Source organism: Streptomyces sp. MGP-P1 (assembly GCF_057766565.1).
On the sequence record NZ_JBYMEM010000001.1, the window covers coordinates 208607 to 226623 of the forward strand.

The 18017-nt window shown below is 69.9% G+C and carries 12 protein-coding genes; 5 read left to right on the forward strand and 7 right to left on the reverse strand.

What is annotated here, in order from left to right; translation table 11 throughout:
* The 4 genes from AC3CH1_RS00935 (at window position 1) to AC3CH1_RS00950 (ending at window position 6603) form a co-directional block, all read left to right on the forward strand.
* Window positions 1-963: a carbohydrate ABC transporter permease gene (locus AC3CH1_RS00935; RefSeq protein WP_488461073.1), complete on the forward strand. Its 963-nt coding sequence runs from the start codon at window positions 1-3 to the stop codon at window positions 961-963.
* Window positions 964-974: 11 nt separating this feature from the next.
* Complete coding sequence (locus AC3CH1_RS00940) at window positions 975-1859, forward strand: carbohydrate ABC transporter permease (protein ID WP_488461074.1); 885 nt, start codon at window positions 975-977, stop codon at window positions 1857-1859.
* A gap of 408 nt (window positions 1860-2267) precedes the next feature.
* Window positions 2268-4835, forward strand: a complete 2568-nt coding sequence (locus tag AC3CH1_RS00945; protein ID WP_488461075.1) for a carbohydrate-binding protein — start codon at window positions 2268-2270, stop codon at window positions 4833-4835.
* A 151-nt stretch (window positions 4836-4986) separates the two neighbouring features.
* Window positions 4987-6603 carry a glycoside hydrolase family 13 protein gene (locus tag AC3CH1_RS00950; protein ID WP_488461076.1) on the forward strand — a complete coding sequence of 539 codons (1617 nt, stop codon included), beginning with the start codon at window positions 4987-4989 and terminating at the stop codon, window positions 6601-6603.
* Window positions 6604-6874: 271 nt separating this feature from the next.
* On the opposite strand, the gene AC3CH1_RS00955 is transcribed toward AC3CH1_RS00950, so the two are convergent.
* Entirely contained in the window at window positions 6875-7579 is a 705-nt protein-coding gene (locus AC3CH1_RS00955; protein ID WP_488461077.1) for an ester cyclase, read from the reverse strand.
* An 18-nt stretch (window positions 7580-7597) separates the two neighbouring features.
* Between AC3CH1_RS00955 and AC3CH1_RS00960 the strand changes: the two genes are divergently transcribed.
* Window positions 7598-8041, forward strand: a complete 444-nt coding sequence (locus tag AC3CH1_RS00960; RefSeq protein WP_488461078.1) for a nitronate monooxygenase — start codon at window positions 7598-7600, stop codon at window positions 8039-8041.
* A gap of 184 nt (window positions 8042-8225) precedes the next feature.
* Here the strand turns inward: AC3CH1_RS00960 and AC3CH1_RS00965 are convergent, their stop codons facing one another.
* From AC3CH1_RS00965 to AC3CH1_RS00990, 6 genes are all read right to left on the reverse strand, one after another.
* Window positions 8226-11780 (reverse strand): ThuA domain-containing protein, encoded by a 3555-nt coding sequence (locus tag AC3CH1_RS00965; protein ID WP_488461079.1) that lies wholly within the window; start codon window positions 11778-11780, stop codon window positions 8226-8228.
* A gap of 116 nt (window positions 11781-11896) precedes the next feature.
* Window positions 11897-12763, reverse strand: a complete 867-nt coding sequence (locus AC3CH1_RS00970; protein ID WP_488461080.1) for a sugar phosphate isomerase/epimerase family protein — start codon at window positions 12761-12763, stop codon at window positions 11897-11899.
* A gap of 99 nt (window positions 12764-12862) precedes the next feature.
* Window positions 12863-14092 carry a substrate-binding domain-containing protein gene (locus AC3CH1_RS00975; protein WP_488461081.1) on the reverse strand — a complete coding sequence of 410 codons (1230 nt, stop codon included), beginning with the start codon at window positions 14090-14092 and terminating at the stop codon, window positions 12863-12865.
* Window positions 14089-15171 carry an ABC transporter permease gene (locus AC3CH1_RS00980; RefSeq protein ID WP_488461082.1) on the reverse strand — a complete coding sequence of 361 codons (1083 nt, stop codon included), beginning with the start codon at window positions 15169-15171 and terminating at the stop codon, window positions 14089-14091. The genes AC3CH1_RS00975 and AC3CH1_RS00980 overlap by 4 nt, the downstream gene beginning before the upstream one ends.
* Complete coding sequence (locus AC3CH1_RS00985; protein ID WP_488462111.1) at window positions 15168-16181, reverse strand: ABC transporter permease; 1014 nt, start codon at window positions 16179-16181, stop codon at window positions 15168-15170. The genes AC3CH1_RS00980 and AC3CH1_RS00985 overlap by 4 nt, the downstream gene beginning before the upstream one ends.
* A gap of 11 nt (window positions 16182-16192) precedes the next feature.
* The gene (locus tag AC3CH1_RS00990) at window positions 16193-17686 is read right to left on the reverse strand and encodes a sugar ABC transporter ATP-binding protein (RefSeq protein ID WP_488461083.1); all 1494 of its coding nucleotides are present in this window, start codon (window positions 17684-17686) and stop codon (window positions 16193-16195) included.
* Between the last annotated feature and the right edge of the window lie 331 nt (window positions 17687-18017).

Below are 18017 nucleotides of genomic sequence, written 5' to 3' on the forward strand. Positions count from 1 at the left end.
ATGGCGGCCCCGACCCTCGTACGGGAACCGAAGACCTCCCCGAAACCGCGGAAGACCGGCGTGAACGAGAAGACCCGCGTGAACGATCCGAGCAGGCGTCGGCGCCGCCTCCGTGAGCACCTCGTCGCCTACGGTTTCCTCGGCGCGGGCGTGCTCTGCTTCGCCCTCTTCTCCTGGTACCCGATCGTCCGCGGCTGGCTGCTCGGCTTCCAGGAAGTGACGTTCGCCCAACCCGCCACCTGGGTGGGCTGGGAGAACTACCGCAGGCTCTTCGACGACCCGCTCTTCGTGACGGCGTGGAAGAACACCGGCTACTTCACCCTCCTCGCCCTCGTCTTCGGGTTCGTCGCCCCCTTCCTCACCGCGGTCGTCCTCAACGAGTTCCGCCACGCGCGTTCCTACCTCCGCATGACCGTCTACCTCCCGGTCATGCTGCCGCCGATCGTCACCATGCTGCTGTGGCGCTGGTTCTACGATCCGGGCCCGGGGCTGTTCAACAACCTTCTGGAGACCTTCCACCTGCCGGCCCAGCAGTGGCTCGAGTCGGAGAACATGTCCATGATCTCCCTGGTGCTGGTCTCCACCTGGGCCAACATGGGAACCACGACCCTCATCTACCTCGCAGCTCTCGGTTCGATCCCGGGCGAGGTGTACGAGGCGGCCGAGCTCGACGGCGCCTCGATCCGCCAGCGGCTGTGGCACGTGACGATCCCGCAGATGCGGTTCATCCTCATGATCACCCTGCTGCTCCAGGTCATCGGCACCATGCAGGTCTTCATCGAGCCGTACGTCCTCACCGGCGGCGGCCCGGACGACGCCACCGTGACCGTCCTCCTGCTGCTCTACCGTTACGCGTTCGTCTACAACGACTTCGGCATGGCCAGCGCCATGAGCACGGTGCTCTTCATCGTCCTCGGACTCTTCGCGGCGGTCTATCTCCGGCTGACCCGCAGCAAGGGCTGAAAGGAACGATCATGTCCGAATCCTTCGAACGCACCCTCATAGCCCCCGCCGAGATGAACCGGCGGACCGGCCGCTTCCTCTACCGGTTCGTGCTGTGCTCGACCGTCATCGGCTTCACCCTCGCCTTCGTCTTCCCCCTGTACTGGATGGCCAGCGGGGCGGTGAAATCCTCCTCCGAGCTGGCCGACCCCCATCCCACGTTCCTCCCGCAGAGCTGGCACCCGGAGTCCTACTCCCAGGCATGGGTCAACGTCGGGCTGGGTGACTACTTCCTCAACACCCTGCTCCTGGCCGGCGGCGCCTGGCTGACCCAACTGCTCGTCGACGTAGCCGCCGCCTACGCCCTGTCCAAACTGCGACCGGCCCTCGGCAACATCGTGCTCGGCATGATGCTGGCCACTCTCATGCTGCCGGTCTCCGCCCTTCTGGTGCCGACCTACCTCACCGTCACCGACGTGCCGCTGTTCGACGTCAACCTGATCAACACACCCTGGGCGATCTGGCTGCCCGCCTGCGCGAACGCGTTCAACATCTTCATCCTGAAACGCTTCTTCGACCAGATCCCCGCCGAGCTCCTCGACTCCGCGCGCGTGGACGGCGCAGGACCACTGCGCGTCCTGGTGTCCGTCGTCCTGCCGCTGTCCCGCCCCGTCCTCGCGGTCGTCTCGATCTTCGCCGTCGTCGGAGTGTGGAAGGACTTCCTCTGGCCGCTGCTCGTCCTCCCGGACCCGGCACGCCAGCCCATCACCGTCGCGCTCAACCGACTGGCCGAATTCATGCCCGCCAACCAGCTACTGGCCGGCATGGTCATGGCCTCGATCCCCCTCCTGGTGATCTTCCTGATCTTCCAGCGACACATCATCGCGGGCCTCACAGCAGGCAGCCTCAAGGGCTGACCCGCCCACGTCCCCACGTCCTTCGCCCCCGCCCCACCAAGACGCCTCGCGCGTGCTCGGCGTACGCCCGACCGGGCGCGCCACGCCATCCACACCGCCTCGTACCTCCGGCCCGCAGCGCCGTTCGTCGGCGGGGCGGCCGCCGCCGCAGCACCTCCCCCTCGCCCGAGCACCGTTCTCGGCCGTCTCCGGCGCGACCCGACCGGGCGAACACCCACCAGCCCGCTCCCCGCGTCCGGTCCGCCCCCGCACAGCCGCACAGCCGCACAGCCGCACCCTGACCTGGGCGTTGCCGCGCGTTCCGACTCCCCCACCGTCGCACTTCCCCGCGTGACGGCACACGATCGTCGGCTTTCCGCCGACAACCCCCAAGGGCCGAGCCGCCCCTTTACGGAAGGACACACCGCCGTGTCGACCCACCGCACCGCAAGATTCCTCAAGCCCACCGCCGCCGTATCCGCCGCCATGCTGCTGGCTCTCACCGGCGCGGTCTCCTACAGTTTGGCCGCGCCGACCCCCGCCCACGCGGCCACCACCACGCTGCAGGCCGAGACCACCACCCTCTCCGGCGGGGCCGTCGTCGAACAGGAGCACTCCGGGTACACCGGTACCGGCTACGTCGGGGGGCTGACCGACCGCAACAAGGGCAACGCCGCGATCACCACCACCGTGCAGTCCGTCCACACCGGCCACGGCACTGTCGCCGTCCGCTACGCCAACGGCACCGGCTCGGCCAAGACCCTCACCCTGCTCGTGGCCGGAACCAAGGTCAGCCAGGTGAGCCTGCCGGCCACCAGCGGCTGGGCCGCCTGGTCCACCGTCGACGTCCCCGTCACCCTCGCCAAGGGGACCAACAACCTCGCCCTGGCCTTCACGAGCAGCGACAGCGGCAACATCAACGTCGACAGTCTCACCGTCAACACCCCCGACGCCCCGGGCACCGCCGACCCCTCCACCCTGGAGGCGGAGTCCGCCGCCCTCTCCGGCGGAGCGGTCACGGAACGGGAACACGTCGGCTACACCGGGACCGGCTACGTCGGAGGGCTGACCGACCTCAACAAGGGCAAGGCCGCGATCACCACCAGCGCGCAGTCGGCCCACACCGGCGGCGGCACCGTCGCCGTCCGCTACGCCAACGGCACCGGCTCGTCCAAGACGCTGACCCTGTCCGTGGGCGGCCGAGCCACACAGGTCACGCTGCCGGCCACCAGCGGCTGGGCCGCCTGGTCCACCGTCGACGTCCCGGTCACCTTCGCGGCGGGATCGAACGACCTCACCCTGGCCTTCACCGGCGGCGACAGCGGCAACGTCAACATCGACCACTTCAGGGCGACCACCCCCACCGGCCCCGGCGACCCCGACCCCGACCCGGGTGTCCCGGACCCCAGCGGCGTCGGCGCCACACTGCCGTTCACGGCCTACGAGGCCGAGGGCGGCAGGACCAACGCGTCGACGATCGGCCCCGACCGCACCTACCTCACGGAGGCGTCGGAGGCGTCCGGCCGCAAGGCTGTGAAGCTGTCCAGGACCGGCGACTACGTCGAGATCACGCTGACCAAGCCCGCCAACGCGATCAACCTTCGCTACTCCCTGCCCGACAGCAGCGACGGCCGGGGCCTCGACGCCTCCCTGAGCCTCTACACCGGCGGTGCGGAGCTGACCGACCTCCGTCTGACCTCACGCTACGCCTGGGTCTACGGCGATTACCCGTACACCAACGTCCCCGGCCAGGGCAAGGCCCACCGCTTCTTCGACGACACCCGGCTCCACCTCGGCCGGACACTGCCCGCGGGCACCGTCCTGCGCCTCCAGAAGGACGCCGCGGACACCGCCGCCTTCTACACCGTCGACCTCCTGGAAGCCGAAGTGGCCTCGGCGGCCGGAACCCTGCCCAGCGGGTACGTGTCCGCCACGGACCTCGGCGTCGCACCGGGCGGCCAGGACACCACCTCAGCCCTCAACAACGCGCTGGCGCAGGCCAAGAGCCAGGGCAAGGGCCTGTTCCTGCCCGCCGGAACGTACACCGTCTCCGACCACGTCAACCTCACCGGGGTGAAGCTGCGCGGAGCGGGCGTGTGGCACACCGTCCTTCGCGGCACCGGCCTCAAGGGCGGCCTGCTCGCCAAGGGCGGCACCAGCACGGTCGAGGACCTGATGATCGACGGCCAGAACACCGTGCGGGACGACGCCGCCGGACACGCCGCCATGGAGGGCGACTTCGGCACCGGCTCCGTCATCCGCAACGTCTGGATCCAGCACACCAAGGTCGGCCTGTGGGTCACCGCCCCGACCAACGGGCTCAGGGCCAGCGACCTGCGCATCCGCAACACCTACGCCGACGGCGTCAACCTGCGCGGCAACGTCCAGAACACCGTCATCTCCAACAGCAGCATCCGCGGCACCGGCGACGACGCGTTGGCCATGTGGTCCGACCCCGGCGCGGTCCGCAACAGCGCCTTCCACAACAACACCGTCCAGCTTCCCACGCTCGCCAACGGCGCCGCGGTCTACGGCGGGAGCGGCAACAGCGTCGAGAACAACCTCATCTCCGACACGGTCACCTCGGCCGCGGGAATCGCCGTCTCCACCCGCTTCGGCGAGCCGTTCACCGGAACCACCACCGTCTCGGGCAACGTCCTGCGACGCACCGGCAGCCTGGAGCCGAACTGGAACGCCCAGCTCGGCGCCGTGTGGGTCTACGCCGACCGCCACGGGATCACCCAGCCCGTCGTCCTGAAGGGCAACCTCATCGAGGACTCCACCTACAGCGGGCTCCTCGTCTCCTGGGAGAAGCAGGTCACCGACCTGCGCGTGGACGGCCTCACCATCAACAAGGCCGGCGCCCACGGCATCGAGGTGTTCGCCACCGGCAACGGCGCCTTCTCCAACACCAAGATCACCGGCACCGCCGACAACGCCCTCGACCTCGCGGGCGGCTTCACCATCCAGCGGGGAACCGGCAACTCCGGCTGGTGACCCCGGCAGGCCGCGGGCCCGGGACGCCCTCCCGGCGCCCGGGCCCGCGGCAGGCCGACCCCACCCCATGATTCGCGGCTCCGGCGCACAGATCCCCGGCTCCGGAGCCGCGGCACCACCCATCACTCGCTCCACACAGGAGGCAGGTCCCATGACCCCGCGCACCACCGACTGGTGGCGACACGCAGCCATCTACCAGGTCTACCCGCGCAGCTTCGCCGACGGCAACGGCGACGGTATCGGCGACCTGGCCGGAGTGCGCTCCCGGCTGGATCACCTGCACCGGCTGGGCATCGAAGCCATCTGGTTCTCCCCCTGGTACCTGACCCCCATGGCCGACGCCGGCTACGACGTCACCGACTTCAGGCAGATCGACCCCCGCTTCGGAACCCTCGCCGAGGCCGAGAAGCTCATCGCCGAAGCGCACGAGTACAACATCCGCATCATCATCGACGTCGTCCCCAACCACGTCTCCAACGAGCACGCCTGGTTCCTGGCCGCTCTCGACGCCGCTCCCGGCTCCCCGGAGCGCGACCTGTTCTGGTTCCGCGACGGCCGTGGCGAGAACGGCGAACTGCCCCCCAACGAGTGGCAGTCCATCTTCGGCGGCCCGGCCTGGACCCGTCTTCCCGACGGCCAGTGGTATCTCCACCTGTTCGCGCCGGAACAGCCCGATCTGAACTGGCGCAACCCACTGGTACGCGACGAGTACGAGGACGTGCTGCGGTTCTGGTTCGACCGGGGAGTCGACGGCATCCGGGTGGACTCGGCCGCCATGTGCAGCAAGGACCCCGACCTGCCCGACTACGATCACGGCGTCTTCCCCGACCCCCACCCCTACGTGGACCGCGACGAGAACCACGACATCTACCGGGGGTGGCGCGCGGTCGCCGACTCCTACCCCGAAAAGCGCGCACTGATCGGGGAGGTGTGGCTCGCCGACTCCGCCCGCTTCGCCCGGTACCTGCGCGCCGACGAGCTGCACGCCGCCTTCAACTTCGACTTTCTCGGGTGCGGTTGGGACGCCCCGGACTTGCGTGCCTGCATCGACCAGACACTGGCCGCACACGCCGAGGTCAAGGCTCCGAGCACCTGGGTCCTGTCCAACCACGACGTCACCCGGCACGTCACCCGGTACGGACGGCCCGACACCAGCACCGCCGAGGGCATCCGCCAGTACAACCCGGTCGTCGACGAGGAGCTCGGCCGCCGCCGCGCCCGCGCCGCCGCCCTGCTCACCATGGCGCTGCCCGGCGCCGTCTACATCTACCAGGGCGAGGAGCTCGGCCTGCCCGAGGTCGAGAACATCCCTCCCGACCGCCGTGACGACCCCATCTACCACCGTACGCACGGCAAGGACCCGGGCCGGGACGGCTGTCGCGTGCCGCTGCCATGGGACGACGACACGGAGTCCTACGGGTTCAGCCCCGCAGGCGCCGAAGCACCCTGGCTCCCCCAGCCCGGCGCATGGGCCGGACTCAGCGCCGCCGCGCAGGAGGCGAACCCCGCGTCCATGCTCCACCTCTACCGCACGGCACTGGCCCTCCGGGCAGCGGAACCCGCACTGGGCGACGGCCCCATCGACTGGCTCGACGCCCCTGAGAGGACTCTGGCCTTCGCCCGCGGCGACCACTTCGTCTGCGTCATCAACCTCTCCGACGGCCCCACTCCCCTGCCGCTGAACAGCGGCGTGCTCGTCGCCTCACAGCCCCTCACCGACGACGGCCTGCTGCCGTCCGACACCGGAGTCTGGCTCCGGACTCTGTGAACGATGCCGCGGCCGGCCGTGACCCGGTGCCGAGCGCTCGCTCGTGAGGTCACGCGCCGGCTCCGGCCGACAGAGGTTCACAACCGCCCCGGGGCCTTGTCGACCCGTCACGCTGGGCTGGTCGAGGAGATCTTCGCCGCCCCGGACGATCAGACCGTCGCCGTTCCGGCGAGCGGGGTCACACATCGGGCCGGTGCGGCGACCGGTCAGGGTGCGCGGGTCGAAGGCGATTCGATCGCCGGGCCGCAACCGGCGGCCTGTCCGTCCCTCGTCAGTAGATGCCGGCCTCGGCGGCTGGTCCGTCACCGCGTGAGCTGTTGATCTGCGCACGCAGGGCGATCTCGTCGTAGACCCGCACCTCGCGCACGATACGGCCGCCCTGGACCAGGAACTGCGAGACGCCGAGCAGGGTGACCGGGGCGTCGGTCAGCGGTCCGAAGTCAGCCACACCGCGGTAGTGACCACGCATCGCCCACAGGACGGCGACCCGCAGGCCCGCGTAGCGCTCGGCGTGGTTGGTCTGGATGTCGAGCACGTCGAACCGCGCGTCCGGGAACGGACCCACCAGGGACAGCAGATCGGCCTGGTAGCGGTCGGGGCGGATGACGGTACGGTCGCCGACCGTGTGCAGGAAGAGATCGCGCGCCATGAAGTCGTGGACGCGCTGCAGGCGCCGCCGCGTCCACACCTCGTCGAGGAATTCCAGCACCATCTCGCACTCCGGAAGGAAGTCGTCGGGGCGCGGGCCGCTGACTCCGACGGTGAGCACGTCCCTGGGCGCCGCTTCCCGCAGGGAACCGGCGAACTCGCGGAAGCGCAGCGCACGGGCGGCCTCGTCCGGGTGGACGCCTCGCTGGAGGCAGTCGGCGAGGGCATCGCGTACGAGCCGCTCCTCCACCATGCGGCCGCGGCGGTACAGGCAGTTGGCCACCGTCCGCTTGCGCACCCGGATGTTGCGTCCGTCGACCAAGTGCATATCCGCCGCGAAGATGAGGTGGGAGCTGAGGAAGGCGTCCTCCCCCCCGCGCCTCCCACACGACGTCCTCCGCCTGCCCCAGGTGCTGCGGAGCCGCGTGCCCTGCACGAGCGAAACGTGCTGGTCATGGCGGATGTATCCACGTTCGAAGAGGGCGTCGCCGCATCCGAAAGGGGCGCCGACCTGGTGTCCACCACCTTGTCCGGTTACACCCCGGACAGTCCGCCCGGACCACGACCCGACTTCGGCCTGATCGAAGCGCTCTCCAGTCGGCTCTCCGTTCCGGTGGTCGCCGAAGGCCGGCTGCGGACGCCGAACGACGTGTCCGCGGCTTTCCGCGCCGGGGCGTTCTGCGTGGTGATGGGCACCGCCATCACGGCCCCCACCTGGATCACCCGCCATTTCGCCGACGCGACTCCGCGGGCCGGGGGCGAGGCGGGTCCGGCCGGCGCGCGACCGTAGCAGGACGACGGCCTCGTGCGAGGTGCCGTGCGCTCAGGCTGGAGCGGTCCCAACGCCCGACCGGCCGCGCCCGGGCACGGCCCAGCGAGCCGAACAGCATGGCGCCCCCCTGAACGAAGGTGCCGCCGCTGCCCCGGGACATGCGGGCTGCGGCGGCTCCGTCGTTCGTCACCCTCCCGCGCTCCTACGTCTTGGTCAGCTTCCAGCTCTGGTTGTCCGCGCCGCTGCAAGCCCACTGGATCGCTCTCGCACCGTTGGCCGTGGAACGGGCCTCGATGTCCAGGCACATGGAGCTCTGGACGCTGATCACGGAGTAGACGCCCGCCTCGGCCGTCGGGGTGAGCCTCCAGCGTTGGTTGGCGCCGCCGTTGCAGGTCCACTGGACGATTCCCTCGCCGGCTGTCTGTGAACCGCCGGGCACATCCAGGCACTTGCCGCTCTTGCCGTTCTTCAGTGTGTACGTGCCGTCGGCCCCACGATCGAGCTGCCACCTCTGCTCGGTCGCCGTACCGGGCGTCTGCTGCTCCACGACCGCCGAGTTGTCGGCGGAACCGCCCCTCACCGTCGCGTTCTTGCCGCTGTGCTGAGCGGCCAGCGTGTACGTGCCGGCGGCCAGGCCCGCCGCGTCGAACTGGATCGCGTCGACGTCGAACGCTCCGCCCGATCCCGTCTTGAAGACCAGGTGGAGCCGGTGGGCCCCGCTGATCGCGGAGAGCGGGACGGCGGGGGTGGTCCGGTAGTCGTCCCAGCCGCCGGTGGCGGGCACGGGCGTCGTGGCGAGCAGGGTGCCCGTCGGGGAGTCGGCGCGCACCTCGATGGAACCGCCGGCGCTGGGTGCGGACAGCCGGTACCGCACGGCGTCGGTGCCGGTCAGGTCGATGTTGTCGTAGGCGACCCAGTCGTTGTCGCTGATGTCGCCGATCCGCTTGCCGTTCTCCGCTCCGGCCTGGTCGACGACCCGGGTGCCGGACTGGGCGCTGAAGTACTCGGCCTGCCGGTGCCGGGGTTGCAGCACGGCGCGGGCGTAGCCGGTGAGTGCGGCACTTCCCGGCGCCCCCTTGTCCTGGTAGCGGGCGTTGAGCACGAAGTACAGGTTCGCTCCTTCCGGGTGGCCGCCCAGATCACCGGTGGAGACGGTGCCTTCGCAGCCGGCCTTGTCCGTGGTGGGGTGCTCGTGGTCGTCGTGGCCGAGGGCCGGGTTGAGGAAGACCCGGGAGCAGTCGACGGGGCCGTCCTCGGGATCGGTGGCGGTGATCCGGTAGGGGATGGTCTCGCCGAAGTCGATGAGTCTGCCGTCCGCGGGGAGTTCGATCTTCACCGTCGGGGCGGTGTTGCCCACGGTGATCGGCACGTTCGCGAACGCGGTCTTCCCGTCCGGGTCGGTCGCCTTGAGCTGTGCGTTGAACACCCCGTTGGTGCGGTAGACGTGCGTGGGGTTCGCTTCGGTCGAGTCCGTGGTGCCGTTGCCGTCGAAGTCCCAGGTGAGGGTGATCGGCTGGCCGTCGGGGTCGGCGGTGCCGGTGCTGGAGAACTTGACCGTCAGCGGCGACTTCCCGTTGGTGGGGGTGCCGGTCGCCTTGACGATCGGCGCGCGCTGGCCTTGCGAGTAGTCGACCCGGTAGAGCCCGGAGTCGTTGTTGCCGCCGCCGAACGCGCTGCCCCAGTCGAGGACGTACAGGGAGCCGTCCGGACCGAACGTCATGTCCATGGGTTTGGTGAACTTCACCGTCGACGCGAAGTCGTTGATCTTCAGGAGCTTGCCCGAGGTGTCGAAGCGCATCTCCTTGACGTAGCCGCGGGCCCACTCGTAGAAGAAGCTCGCGCCCTCGTAGTAGGCGGGGAACTTGGTCTTCGAGGGGTTGTTCGCGTCGTAGTGGTACACGGGGCCGCTCATCGGCGCCGCGCCGCCCTGTCCCAGCTCGGGGAAGTCGGGCGAGGCCCCGTAGCCGTACCAGACCTCCGGCAGCTGGATGGGCGGCAGCGCCGTGAGGCCGGTGTTGTTGGGCGAGGGGTTCGTCGGCTTGGAGCAGTCGAACTTGGCGCCGACGACTCCGGTGTCGGGATTGAAGGGAGCGTACGCCTGGTTGTCGCCGTGGCAGAACGGCCAGCCCATGTTGGCGGCCTTCTTGATGACGTTGTACTCGACGAGCCCCTCGGGACCGCGGTTGGTGGTGGGGAGCCCGCGGTCCGGTCCGTAGTCGGATACGTGCACATCGCCGTTGGCGGGGTCGACGCGGAAGCGGAACGGGTTGCGGAAGCCCATCGCGTAGATCTCGGGGCGCGTCTTCGCCGTACCGGGGGCGAACAGGTTGCCGGCCGGGATGTCGTAGCCCCCGTCGCTCTTCGGCTTGATCTTCAGGATCTTGCCGCGGAGGTCGTTGGTGTTGCCGGCCGTCCGTGCGGCGTCCAGGTTCTGCTTCCCCGGCCGCCAGTCCAGCGGTGCGTAGCCCTGCCAGTTGCTGTCCAGGTTCGGCGGGGTGTCGTCGCCGGTGGCGACGTACAGCGAGCCGTCAGGGCCGAAGTCGAGGGCTCCGCCGGTGTGCCCGGGTTCGGGGAAGGTGCGGTCCCGGTAGGCCGGTACGTCGATGACGTTCTTCGCGCTCGCGGTGTCCAGCGTGTCGCCGTTGACCGTGTACCGGGTCACCCGGTTGACGTCCGTGGTGCTGGAGGCGGGCGAGTGGTAGAGGTAGATCCACTTGTTCGTGGCGAAGCCCGGGTCGAGGGCCATGCCGACCAGGCCGTCCTCACCGCCGGTGTACACGTCGAGTTTTCCCGCGCTGACGGTGGTGCCCGTCGCGGGCTTGTGGATGCGGACCTCTCCGCTGCGCTGGACGTAGAAGACCCGGCCGTCCGGGGCGATGTCCAGTTGCATCGGGTCGGCGGTGTTGTCGTCGAGCGTGACCTTCTCGAAGCTGCTCCAGACGGTGCCCCCGCAATCGCCCGGCTCGGCGCCCGCTGCCCACTTCAGACCGCCGATGATGTGTTCGCGCATCTCCGGTTCGTTGAAGGAGGCGCCCGAGTGTCCCATCGCGGTGGCCCACACACGGCCGCCCTCGGCGTTGCGGCACCACGAGATCGGGTGGTCGGCGCCCATCCGCGACCCGCCGGGGTCGTAGGTGGTCTCGTCGGCGGTCACCAGGACGTGCACATCACCGCGCGGGTTCTTGTCGAAGTTGTACCACTCCTCGTCGCGCACCCACCGCTCGGGCAGGTCCTTGGTGGAGGGGTGCACCCGGTCGGCGACCTTCGCGGTGCCGCGCAGGACACCGGGTGAGTGCGCGGGCATGTGACTGCCCCCGTTGACGAGCTCGTCCCACCAGGGGAACTCCGCCTCGATGCCCATGTCGAGGGCGTTGTGGACGGCGACCACGCCCTTGCCCGAGCGGACGAACTTCTGCAACGCGTCGCGCTGGCCTGCGGTGTTCCAGACCATGCCGGAGTTCTGCAGCATGACCAGGGCGTCGAACGTCGCGAGGTTGGCGTCGTTGAAGACCGCCGGGTCGTCGGACGTCACCACTTCGTAGTGGGCGCCTTCCGCCTCGTCCTTGAACATCTGGACGGCGGACGGTATCGAGTCATGGACGTACCCCACGGCCCTGGTGAACACCAGGGCGCGGAAAGTGGCGTGTGCTTCGGCCTTCTGCGGGGGCGCGAGCACCAGGAAGGCGAGAGCCAGGGCGATGACGGTGGCCAGCGGCTGGACGAACGTCCGTAACCGTCTTGGTCGGGAGAGCTGCATGCTTCACCTCATGTGGGGGGCGTGACTGCCCTATACGTGTGCTTCGGATGCGGTCTCGACGCTCGCGGGCGTCGTGTCGGCCGGGCGGTACGGCGGAGGCCCGGCTGCTGTGCCGTTCAGTGGTCGAGCGCGGAGATGGTGCGGCGGAGGAAAGCGATGCCGTCGCGGGCGATGGCGTCCTGGGATTCGGCCAGAGGCCGCCAGATCGAGGCGGCGACGGCGATGGACGCGTTGTGCGCGGTGAACGACTCTATGCACAGGGGGCCGCGGTACTCGGCCTCTCGCAGAGCGTTCAGGAACCCGGTCCAGTCCAGGTGGTCGGCGCCGGGAGCGCCCCGGTCGTTGGCGCAGACCTGTACATGGGCGATCCGTCCCGCCGCCGCCCGTACGGCGGCGGGGAGGCTGCGTTCCTCGATGTTCTGGTGGTAGGTGTCCAGAGCGATGCCCACCGCGTCCTCGGGGAGCGGTGCGATGGCGTCCCCTGTCTGGGTGACGGTGTTGAACAGACTGGTCTCGTAGCGGTTGAGCGGCTCGACGGCCAGCACGACACCGTTGTCCCGGGCGTGTTCGGCGATGGGCAGCAAGCCGTGTCGGAACTCCTCGACGGCGCGGGCGCGTTCGCTGTCCGTCGTGCGCCAGGTGCGCCCGACGGCCGCGTACATCGGTCCGATGACGGTCGGCGCACCGACCTGCGCCGCGGCGTCCACACAGCGCCTCAGGTAGTCCCGCGTGCGGGTGACCACTGCTGCCGAGGTGCTCACCAGGTCACGGCCGGGCGGCATCACGGCGCAGACGGCCGCCGGGGCCACATCGTGGTCGGCGAGGAGGCCGCGGACTGTCGACGGGTCCCAGTCGTCCGGTTCCTCCAGGGGCAGTTCGACCGCGCCCGCTCCCATCTCCGCTATCCGGGGCGCCAGTCGTCGCAGGCCGGAGATGTCGAGCGGTGACGTCCAGATCCAGGTGTTCACGCCGAGGACGAACACGGCTCCTCCTTTCGGGTCGTGGGGGTTTCCTGACGGAGGGCCGAGGCGGATGACCGGGCGGGGAGGAGGTACCCGCCGCGGCCCGGGTGTACGTGAGCGCTACTCGCCGCCCCACTTGCCGGGGTAGCCGGGCAGGCTCTCACAGCCGCACGTCGCATAGTGCAACGGCGGCATGCCGGGTTTGGTGTACGCGTCGCGGGTCTCGTCCGTGATCGTCGGCTGCGGGAGCTTCCACTCCTTGGGCACGGGTTGCCCCTGAAGGATCCGCAGGGCCGCGATCACCGGAGTACGCCATTGGTACGTCGGATAGGTCGGGGCGACGGCCGTCAGGTTCTTCGCCTTCCAGATCTCCAGGAACTGCTGCTGGTCCTCGCCCGTGATGGGCGGAATCTCCCTGCCCGCGTCCTCGAACGCCTCGACCGCCGCGACGGCGGTGTCCCCGGCGTCCATCCACACGCCGTCGATGTCTCCGTGCCGTTGGATGGCGTCGCTGACGACGGCTTTGGTCTTGGCCGGGTCGCCGTCGGTGAACTTGACGTCGACGATGTCCAGTCCGGCCGCTTCCAGGACCCGTTCGCCGGCCGCCCAGCGGTTCTCCAGGACGTCGACGCCGGGCGAGATCCGCAGTGCCAGGATCTTGCCCCCGGACTCGACGTTCTCCTCCAGGAATTTCGCCGCGGTGTGCCCGAAGGCATAGCCGCCCACCGGGTTGATCATCGTCACCGGGCAGTCGGTGTCGACGCCCCGGTCGAACACGATCACCGGGATCTCGCCGCAGGCGGCCTTCACCGCCGGGGTCAGGGTCGCGGTGGTGTTGGGCGACACGATGAGGGCCGAACAGCCCTTGCCGCTCAGTTCCTGGATGTCGGAGATCTGTTTGTCGTCCTTGCCCTGGGCGTCCAGGACGGTGAACTTCGTGATCTCCGGGTGGGTACCCGCCTCGGCCTTCATCGTCGTCAAGCCGGTCTGCCGCCAGTTGTTGGCCACGTTGGCGTTGGAGAAGCAGATCTCGTACGGCCCCTTCTTCTTGAACGCGGTCGTGTCGACCATCTCCTGCGGGTCGAGCATCTGCGCCCAGGGTTCGCCCGCCGGGCCCTCCGGTTCGGCGTCCAGGAGTTCCAGCTGCCGGTCGTAGTCCGCCTGCACGAAGAACTTGTCGTCGCTCTCTCCCGCGTCACCCGGTTCGCTCGCGGCGGTGGCTCCCGCTCCTGAGGGGGCGTCGCCGATGTTCCGTGGTGTGTCGGAGGAGCACGAGGCCGTGGTGAGAGCTGCCGCCAGCACCAGTGCGGCCAGGGGAAGTCTGCGCTGCTTCGGTCGGCTGTCCTTCATCGCTCTCCTCGGGATGGTCGGTACGTGGACGTCCAGCGGCGCTTGCGGAGACCGGACCAGTCCAGTGCTCCGAGTGCGACGGCGGTGATGACGATGGCGCCCTGGATCGTGGTCTCCATGGCGCCGGAGACTCCCCGCAGGTTCAGGAGGGTGAACAGCGTCTGGAGCGAGAGCGCCCCGCACATCGCGGCGACCACGGACCCCGCGCCCCCGCCGAGCGCGACCCCTCCCAGCACCACGGCGGTGATCGCCTCGAACTCGTAGCCCCGGCCGGCCTGCGCGGAGACTCCGGAGAAGCCGCCGACGAGGATCGCGGCCACCGCCGCGGCCGCCCCGGACAGGACGAAGGCCAGGGTCCGCACGCGCAGCACCCGTACCCCCGCGAGTCCGGCGGCCCGCGCGTTGTCCCCGGTCGCGATGAGGGTGCGGCCGAAGTCGGACCGCATCAGCACGACCACCAGCACACCGACCACCACGCACACGAGGACCGCCCACGGCACCGGGCCGAACGCGGTCGCGCGGCCGACGGCCCGGAAGCTGTCGGGCAGGATCCCGCTGGGCGAACCCTGGGTCCAGTAGAAGACGGCGCCTTCGAGGATCAGTGTCATCCCCAGCGTCGCGATGAAGGACGGCACTCGCAGTACGGTCGACGCGAGCCCGTTGACGAGCCCCACGAGGGCGCCACCGAGCATCAGCAGGGCGGCGACGACGAGCCAGTGGGCTCCGGGGAAGGCGTGATACGTCTCGGCCGTCACGACCACGCCGACCGTGACGAGCGCGCCGACCGAGAGGTCGTAGCCACCGGACACGATCACCAGGTACTGGCCGGCGGCGAGGACGATCAGCGGGGCGGAGCGTTTCAGAAAGGCCAGGAAGGGATCGGGCTCGAAGAACGTCGGGTCCTCGAAGCCGAGCGCGACCAGCAGCACGGCCAGCAACAGGTACACCGGGGCCCCGGCGCGCAGCGAGGCGAGGAACCCACCGCGGAGCGAGGGCTTGACCCTCCGTTCGGAACCTGTGGCGGGACGCTGGTCCTCGGGCTTCGCGGCGAGCGTTCCGGAGGGTGGGGTGCTCTTCATGCGGAGGCCCCCTTGGCGGTCACGCGCCGGGCGTACAGGGCGACGGCGACGATGATGACGACGCCCCGCACCACGTTCTGGAAGAACGGGTCGACGCCGATCTGGTTGAAGACGCTGTCCAGCACGGCCAGGATGAGGACGCCGCCGAGCGTCCCGGCCACGCCGCCGCGGCCTCCGGCGAGCGCGGTGCCGCCCAGCACCACGGCCGCGATCGAGGTCAGGTCGTAGCGGGCCTCGGTGCCCGCCCAGGGCGAGCCGGCCCCGAGCCGGGCGGCCAGGAGCAGCCCTGCCAGGCCCGCGCACAGCGCGCACAGCACGTGCGCGGCGACGATCACGCGATGGGTGCGCACTCCGGAGAGGCGGGCGGTGTGTTCGTCGCCGCCGACGGCGTACATGTGGTGTCCGAGACGGGTGCGGCGCAGCACCACCCACACGGCCACGCCCACCGCGAGGAGCAGGAAGGCGGAGACCGGGATCGGGCCGATGCGGTCGTAGCCCAGGCGCTGGAAGGTCTCGGAGACCTTTCCGGCCGGACCGGAGTAGGTGTCCTCGATCCAGCCGCGCAGCATGAAGCCGACACCGAGAGTGGCGATGAAGGCGTTGACCTTGAACGTGGTGACGACGATCCCGTTGAAGAGTCCGACCGCCGCCGAGATGGCGAGTACGGCGCCGATCGCCGGCAGGATGTCGGCGTCCTGCCCGTCCATGGTCTCCGCGGCGACCAGGGTCGTGATGCTGATCAGGTAGGCGACGGAGAGGTCGAGCGAACCGGTGAGGATCACGGCGGTCTGGCCGACGGCGACCAGACCCAGCACCACGGAGTTCTGGAGGATGCCGACGGTGTGGTCCATGGTCAGGAAGTCGCCGCCTCTGGCCTCGACGACGATCCACCCCAGCAGGTAGACGCCGAGGAGGGCGAGGTAGACGACGGTGGTGGGGTCGGCGAAGCGACCGGCGGTCTCGGCCCTGAGCCGGCTCGCGTGCTTGCCGGGACCGCCGGACGGAAGCAGGGTCGGCGCGCTCACGCCGCGGTCCCCGCAGGGGTGCGGCCGACGGTGGCCAGACGCATGATCTGCTCCTCGGTCGGGCCGGCGGGAAGCTCACCGGCGATCCTGCCTTCGCTCATGACGAGCACGCGGTCGCTCATGCCGATGACCTCGGGGAGTTCGGACGAGATGAGCAGCACCGCCATGCCGTCCCTCGCGAGCCCTCGGACCAGTTCGTGGATGGCGGCCTTGGCCCCGACGTCGACGCCGCGCGTGGGCTCGTCGACCAGCAGGACTCCGGGGCTCACCCCGAGCCACTTGGCGATGACGACCTTCTGCTGGTTGCCCCCGGACAGATAGCGCACCTGCTGTTCCGGGCCGTTGGCGCGCAGGGCGACGCTTTCGAGGAGGGCAGCGACATCGGAGTGCCGTCGCTTGAAGGGGGTGGAGAAGACGGCGCGTCGGACGAGCAGCGCGTTGTCCCGTACGGACTGGCGGAGTGCGAGCCCTTCGCTCTTGCGGTCCTCGCTGACCAGCGCCAGTCCGGCGCGAATGGCCTCGCGCGGGCCACGGGGCCGGAGCGCGTGACCGTCGACGCTCATGCGGCCGCCGGAGAACGGGTCGACGCCGAACAGCGCACGGGCCAGCGAGGTGCGCCCCGACCCCTGGAGTCCGGCCACGCCGACCACCTCGCCCGCGTGCAGGCGCAGGACGATGTCGGTGAGTTTCGCGGTGCTCCCGCCGTCGACGGACAACCGCAGGGGGCCACGGTCGCCGTCGGAGGCCCGGGGCGGGTAGTAGTCGCCCAGTTCACGGCCCACCATCAGGCGGACGATCTCGCCTTCGTGGGTGTCCGCCGTGGCCAGTGTCGCCACACGGCGGCCGTCCTTGATGACGGTGATCCGTCGGGACAGGTCGAGGACCTCGCGCAGCCGGTGCGAGATGTACAGGATGCCCAGGCCGCGTGCGATCAGCCGGTGGATCAGGGCGTACAGACGGTTGACCTCATGGTCCGCGAGGGCCGCGGTGGGTTCGTCCATGATCAGGACGCGGGCGTCGGTGGACAGCGCCTTGACGATCTCGACCACCTGCTGCTGCGCGACCGAGAGCTTGCGGACCGGGGTCCGCGGACCGAACGAGGTCTCCTCCAGCTCGGCGAGGAGGCGCGCGGTGGCCCTCTCCATGGCACGGCGGTCCACCAGTCCACGGCGGGTGGGCTCCCTGCCGAGGAAGACGTTCTCGGCGACCGTGCGGTCGGGCAGGAGGGTGAACTCCTGGTGGATGATGGCGATTCCCGCCGCCAGCGCGTGGGCGGGGTGGGAGAAGGCCACGGGTTCGCCGTCGAGGACGATCTCGCCTCTGTCGGGTGCGTGCACCCCGACCAGCGTCTTGACCAGCGTGGATTTCCCGGCCCCGTTCTCACCGACGACGGCGTGCAGTTCCCCGGCGTCGAGGTCGAGGCCGACGTCGTGCAGGACCTGGACCCCGAGGAAGGACTTCTGCACTCCGGTGACGGACAGGAGGGTCATCGGGCCCCCCGGAACCCGGAAGCCGGTATGTACGGGGCGGGAGTGGGGATCGTCGCGCTCGTGATGTACGGGGCCGACGGATGCGACTCCGCCGGATGTGCGACCGGTACCCGTCCGGCGGTCGGCCCACGGCGGGGCAGTAATCGCGTTCGTTGCCCGGCGAGCGGGCGCCTCGGCCTGGGAACACCACCCTCGATCATCGCCAACTCCCCTTGTTCGTTCGGTGGTTGGCGTGGAACGTAGCAGCTTCATCCCGGCGCAAGAAGAGCGCGGACGTAAGGAAACAAACTTTGTCCACTCGCTGTACAAACCCTTGGAGCGGGCGTACCCA

What these genes read in the sequence shown, in the direction of transcription:
- AC3CH1_RS00935 (WP_488461073.1), top strand. Translation starts at nt 1, where the DNA reads ATGGCGGCCCCGACCCTCGTACGGGAACCGAAGACCTCCCCGAAACCG.
- AC3CH1_RS00940 (WP_488461074.1), top strand. Translation starts at nt 975, where the DNA reads ATGTCCGAATCCTTCGAACGCACCCTCATAGCCCCCGCCGAGATGAAC.
- AC3CH1_RS00950 (WP_488461076.1), top strand. Translation starts at nt 4,987, where the DNA reads ATGACCCCGCGCACCACCGACTGGTGGCGACACGCAGCCATCTACCAG.
- AC3CH1_RS00955 (WP_488461077.1), bottom strand. Translation starts at nt 7,579, where the DNA reads ATGCACTTGGTCGACGGACGCAACATCCGGGTGCGCAAGCGGACGGTG.
- AC3CH1_RS00965 (WP_488461079.1), bottom strand. Translation starts at nt 11,780, where the DNA reads ATGCAGCTCTCCCGACCAAGACGGTTACGGACGTTCGTCCAGCCGCTG.
- AC3CH1_RS00975 (WP_488461081.1), bottom strand. Translation starts at nt 14,092, where the DNA reads ATGAAGGACAGCCGACCGAAGCAGCGCAGACTTCCCCTGGCCGCACTG.
- AC3CH1_RS00980 (WP_488461082.1), bottom strand. Translation starts at nt 15,171, where the DNA reads ATGAAGAGCACCCCACCCTCCGGAACGCTCGCCGCGAAGCCCGAGGAC.
- AC3CH1_RS00990 (WP_488461083.1), bottom strand. Translation starts at nt 17,686, where the DNA reads ATGACCCTCCTGTCCGTCACCGGAGTGCAGAAGTCCTTCCTCGGGGTC.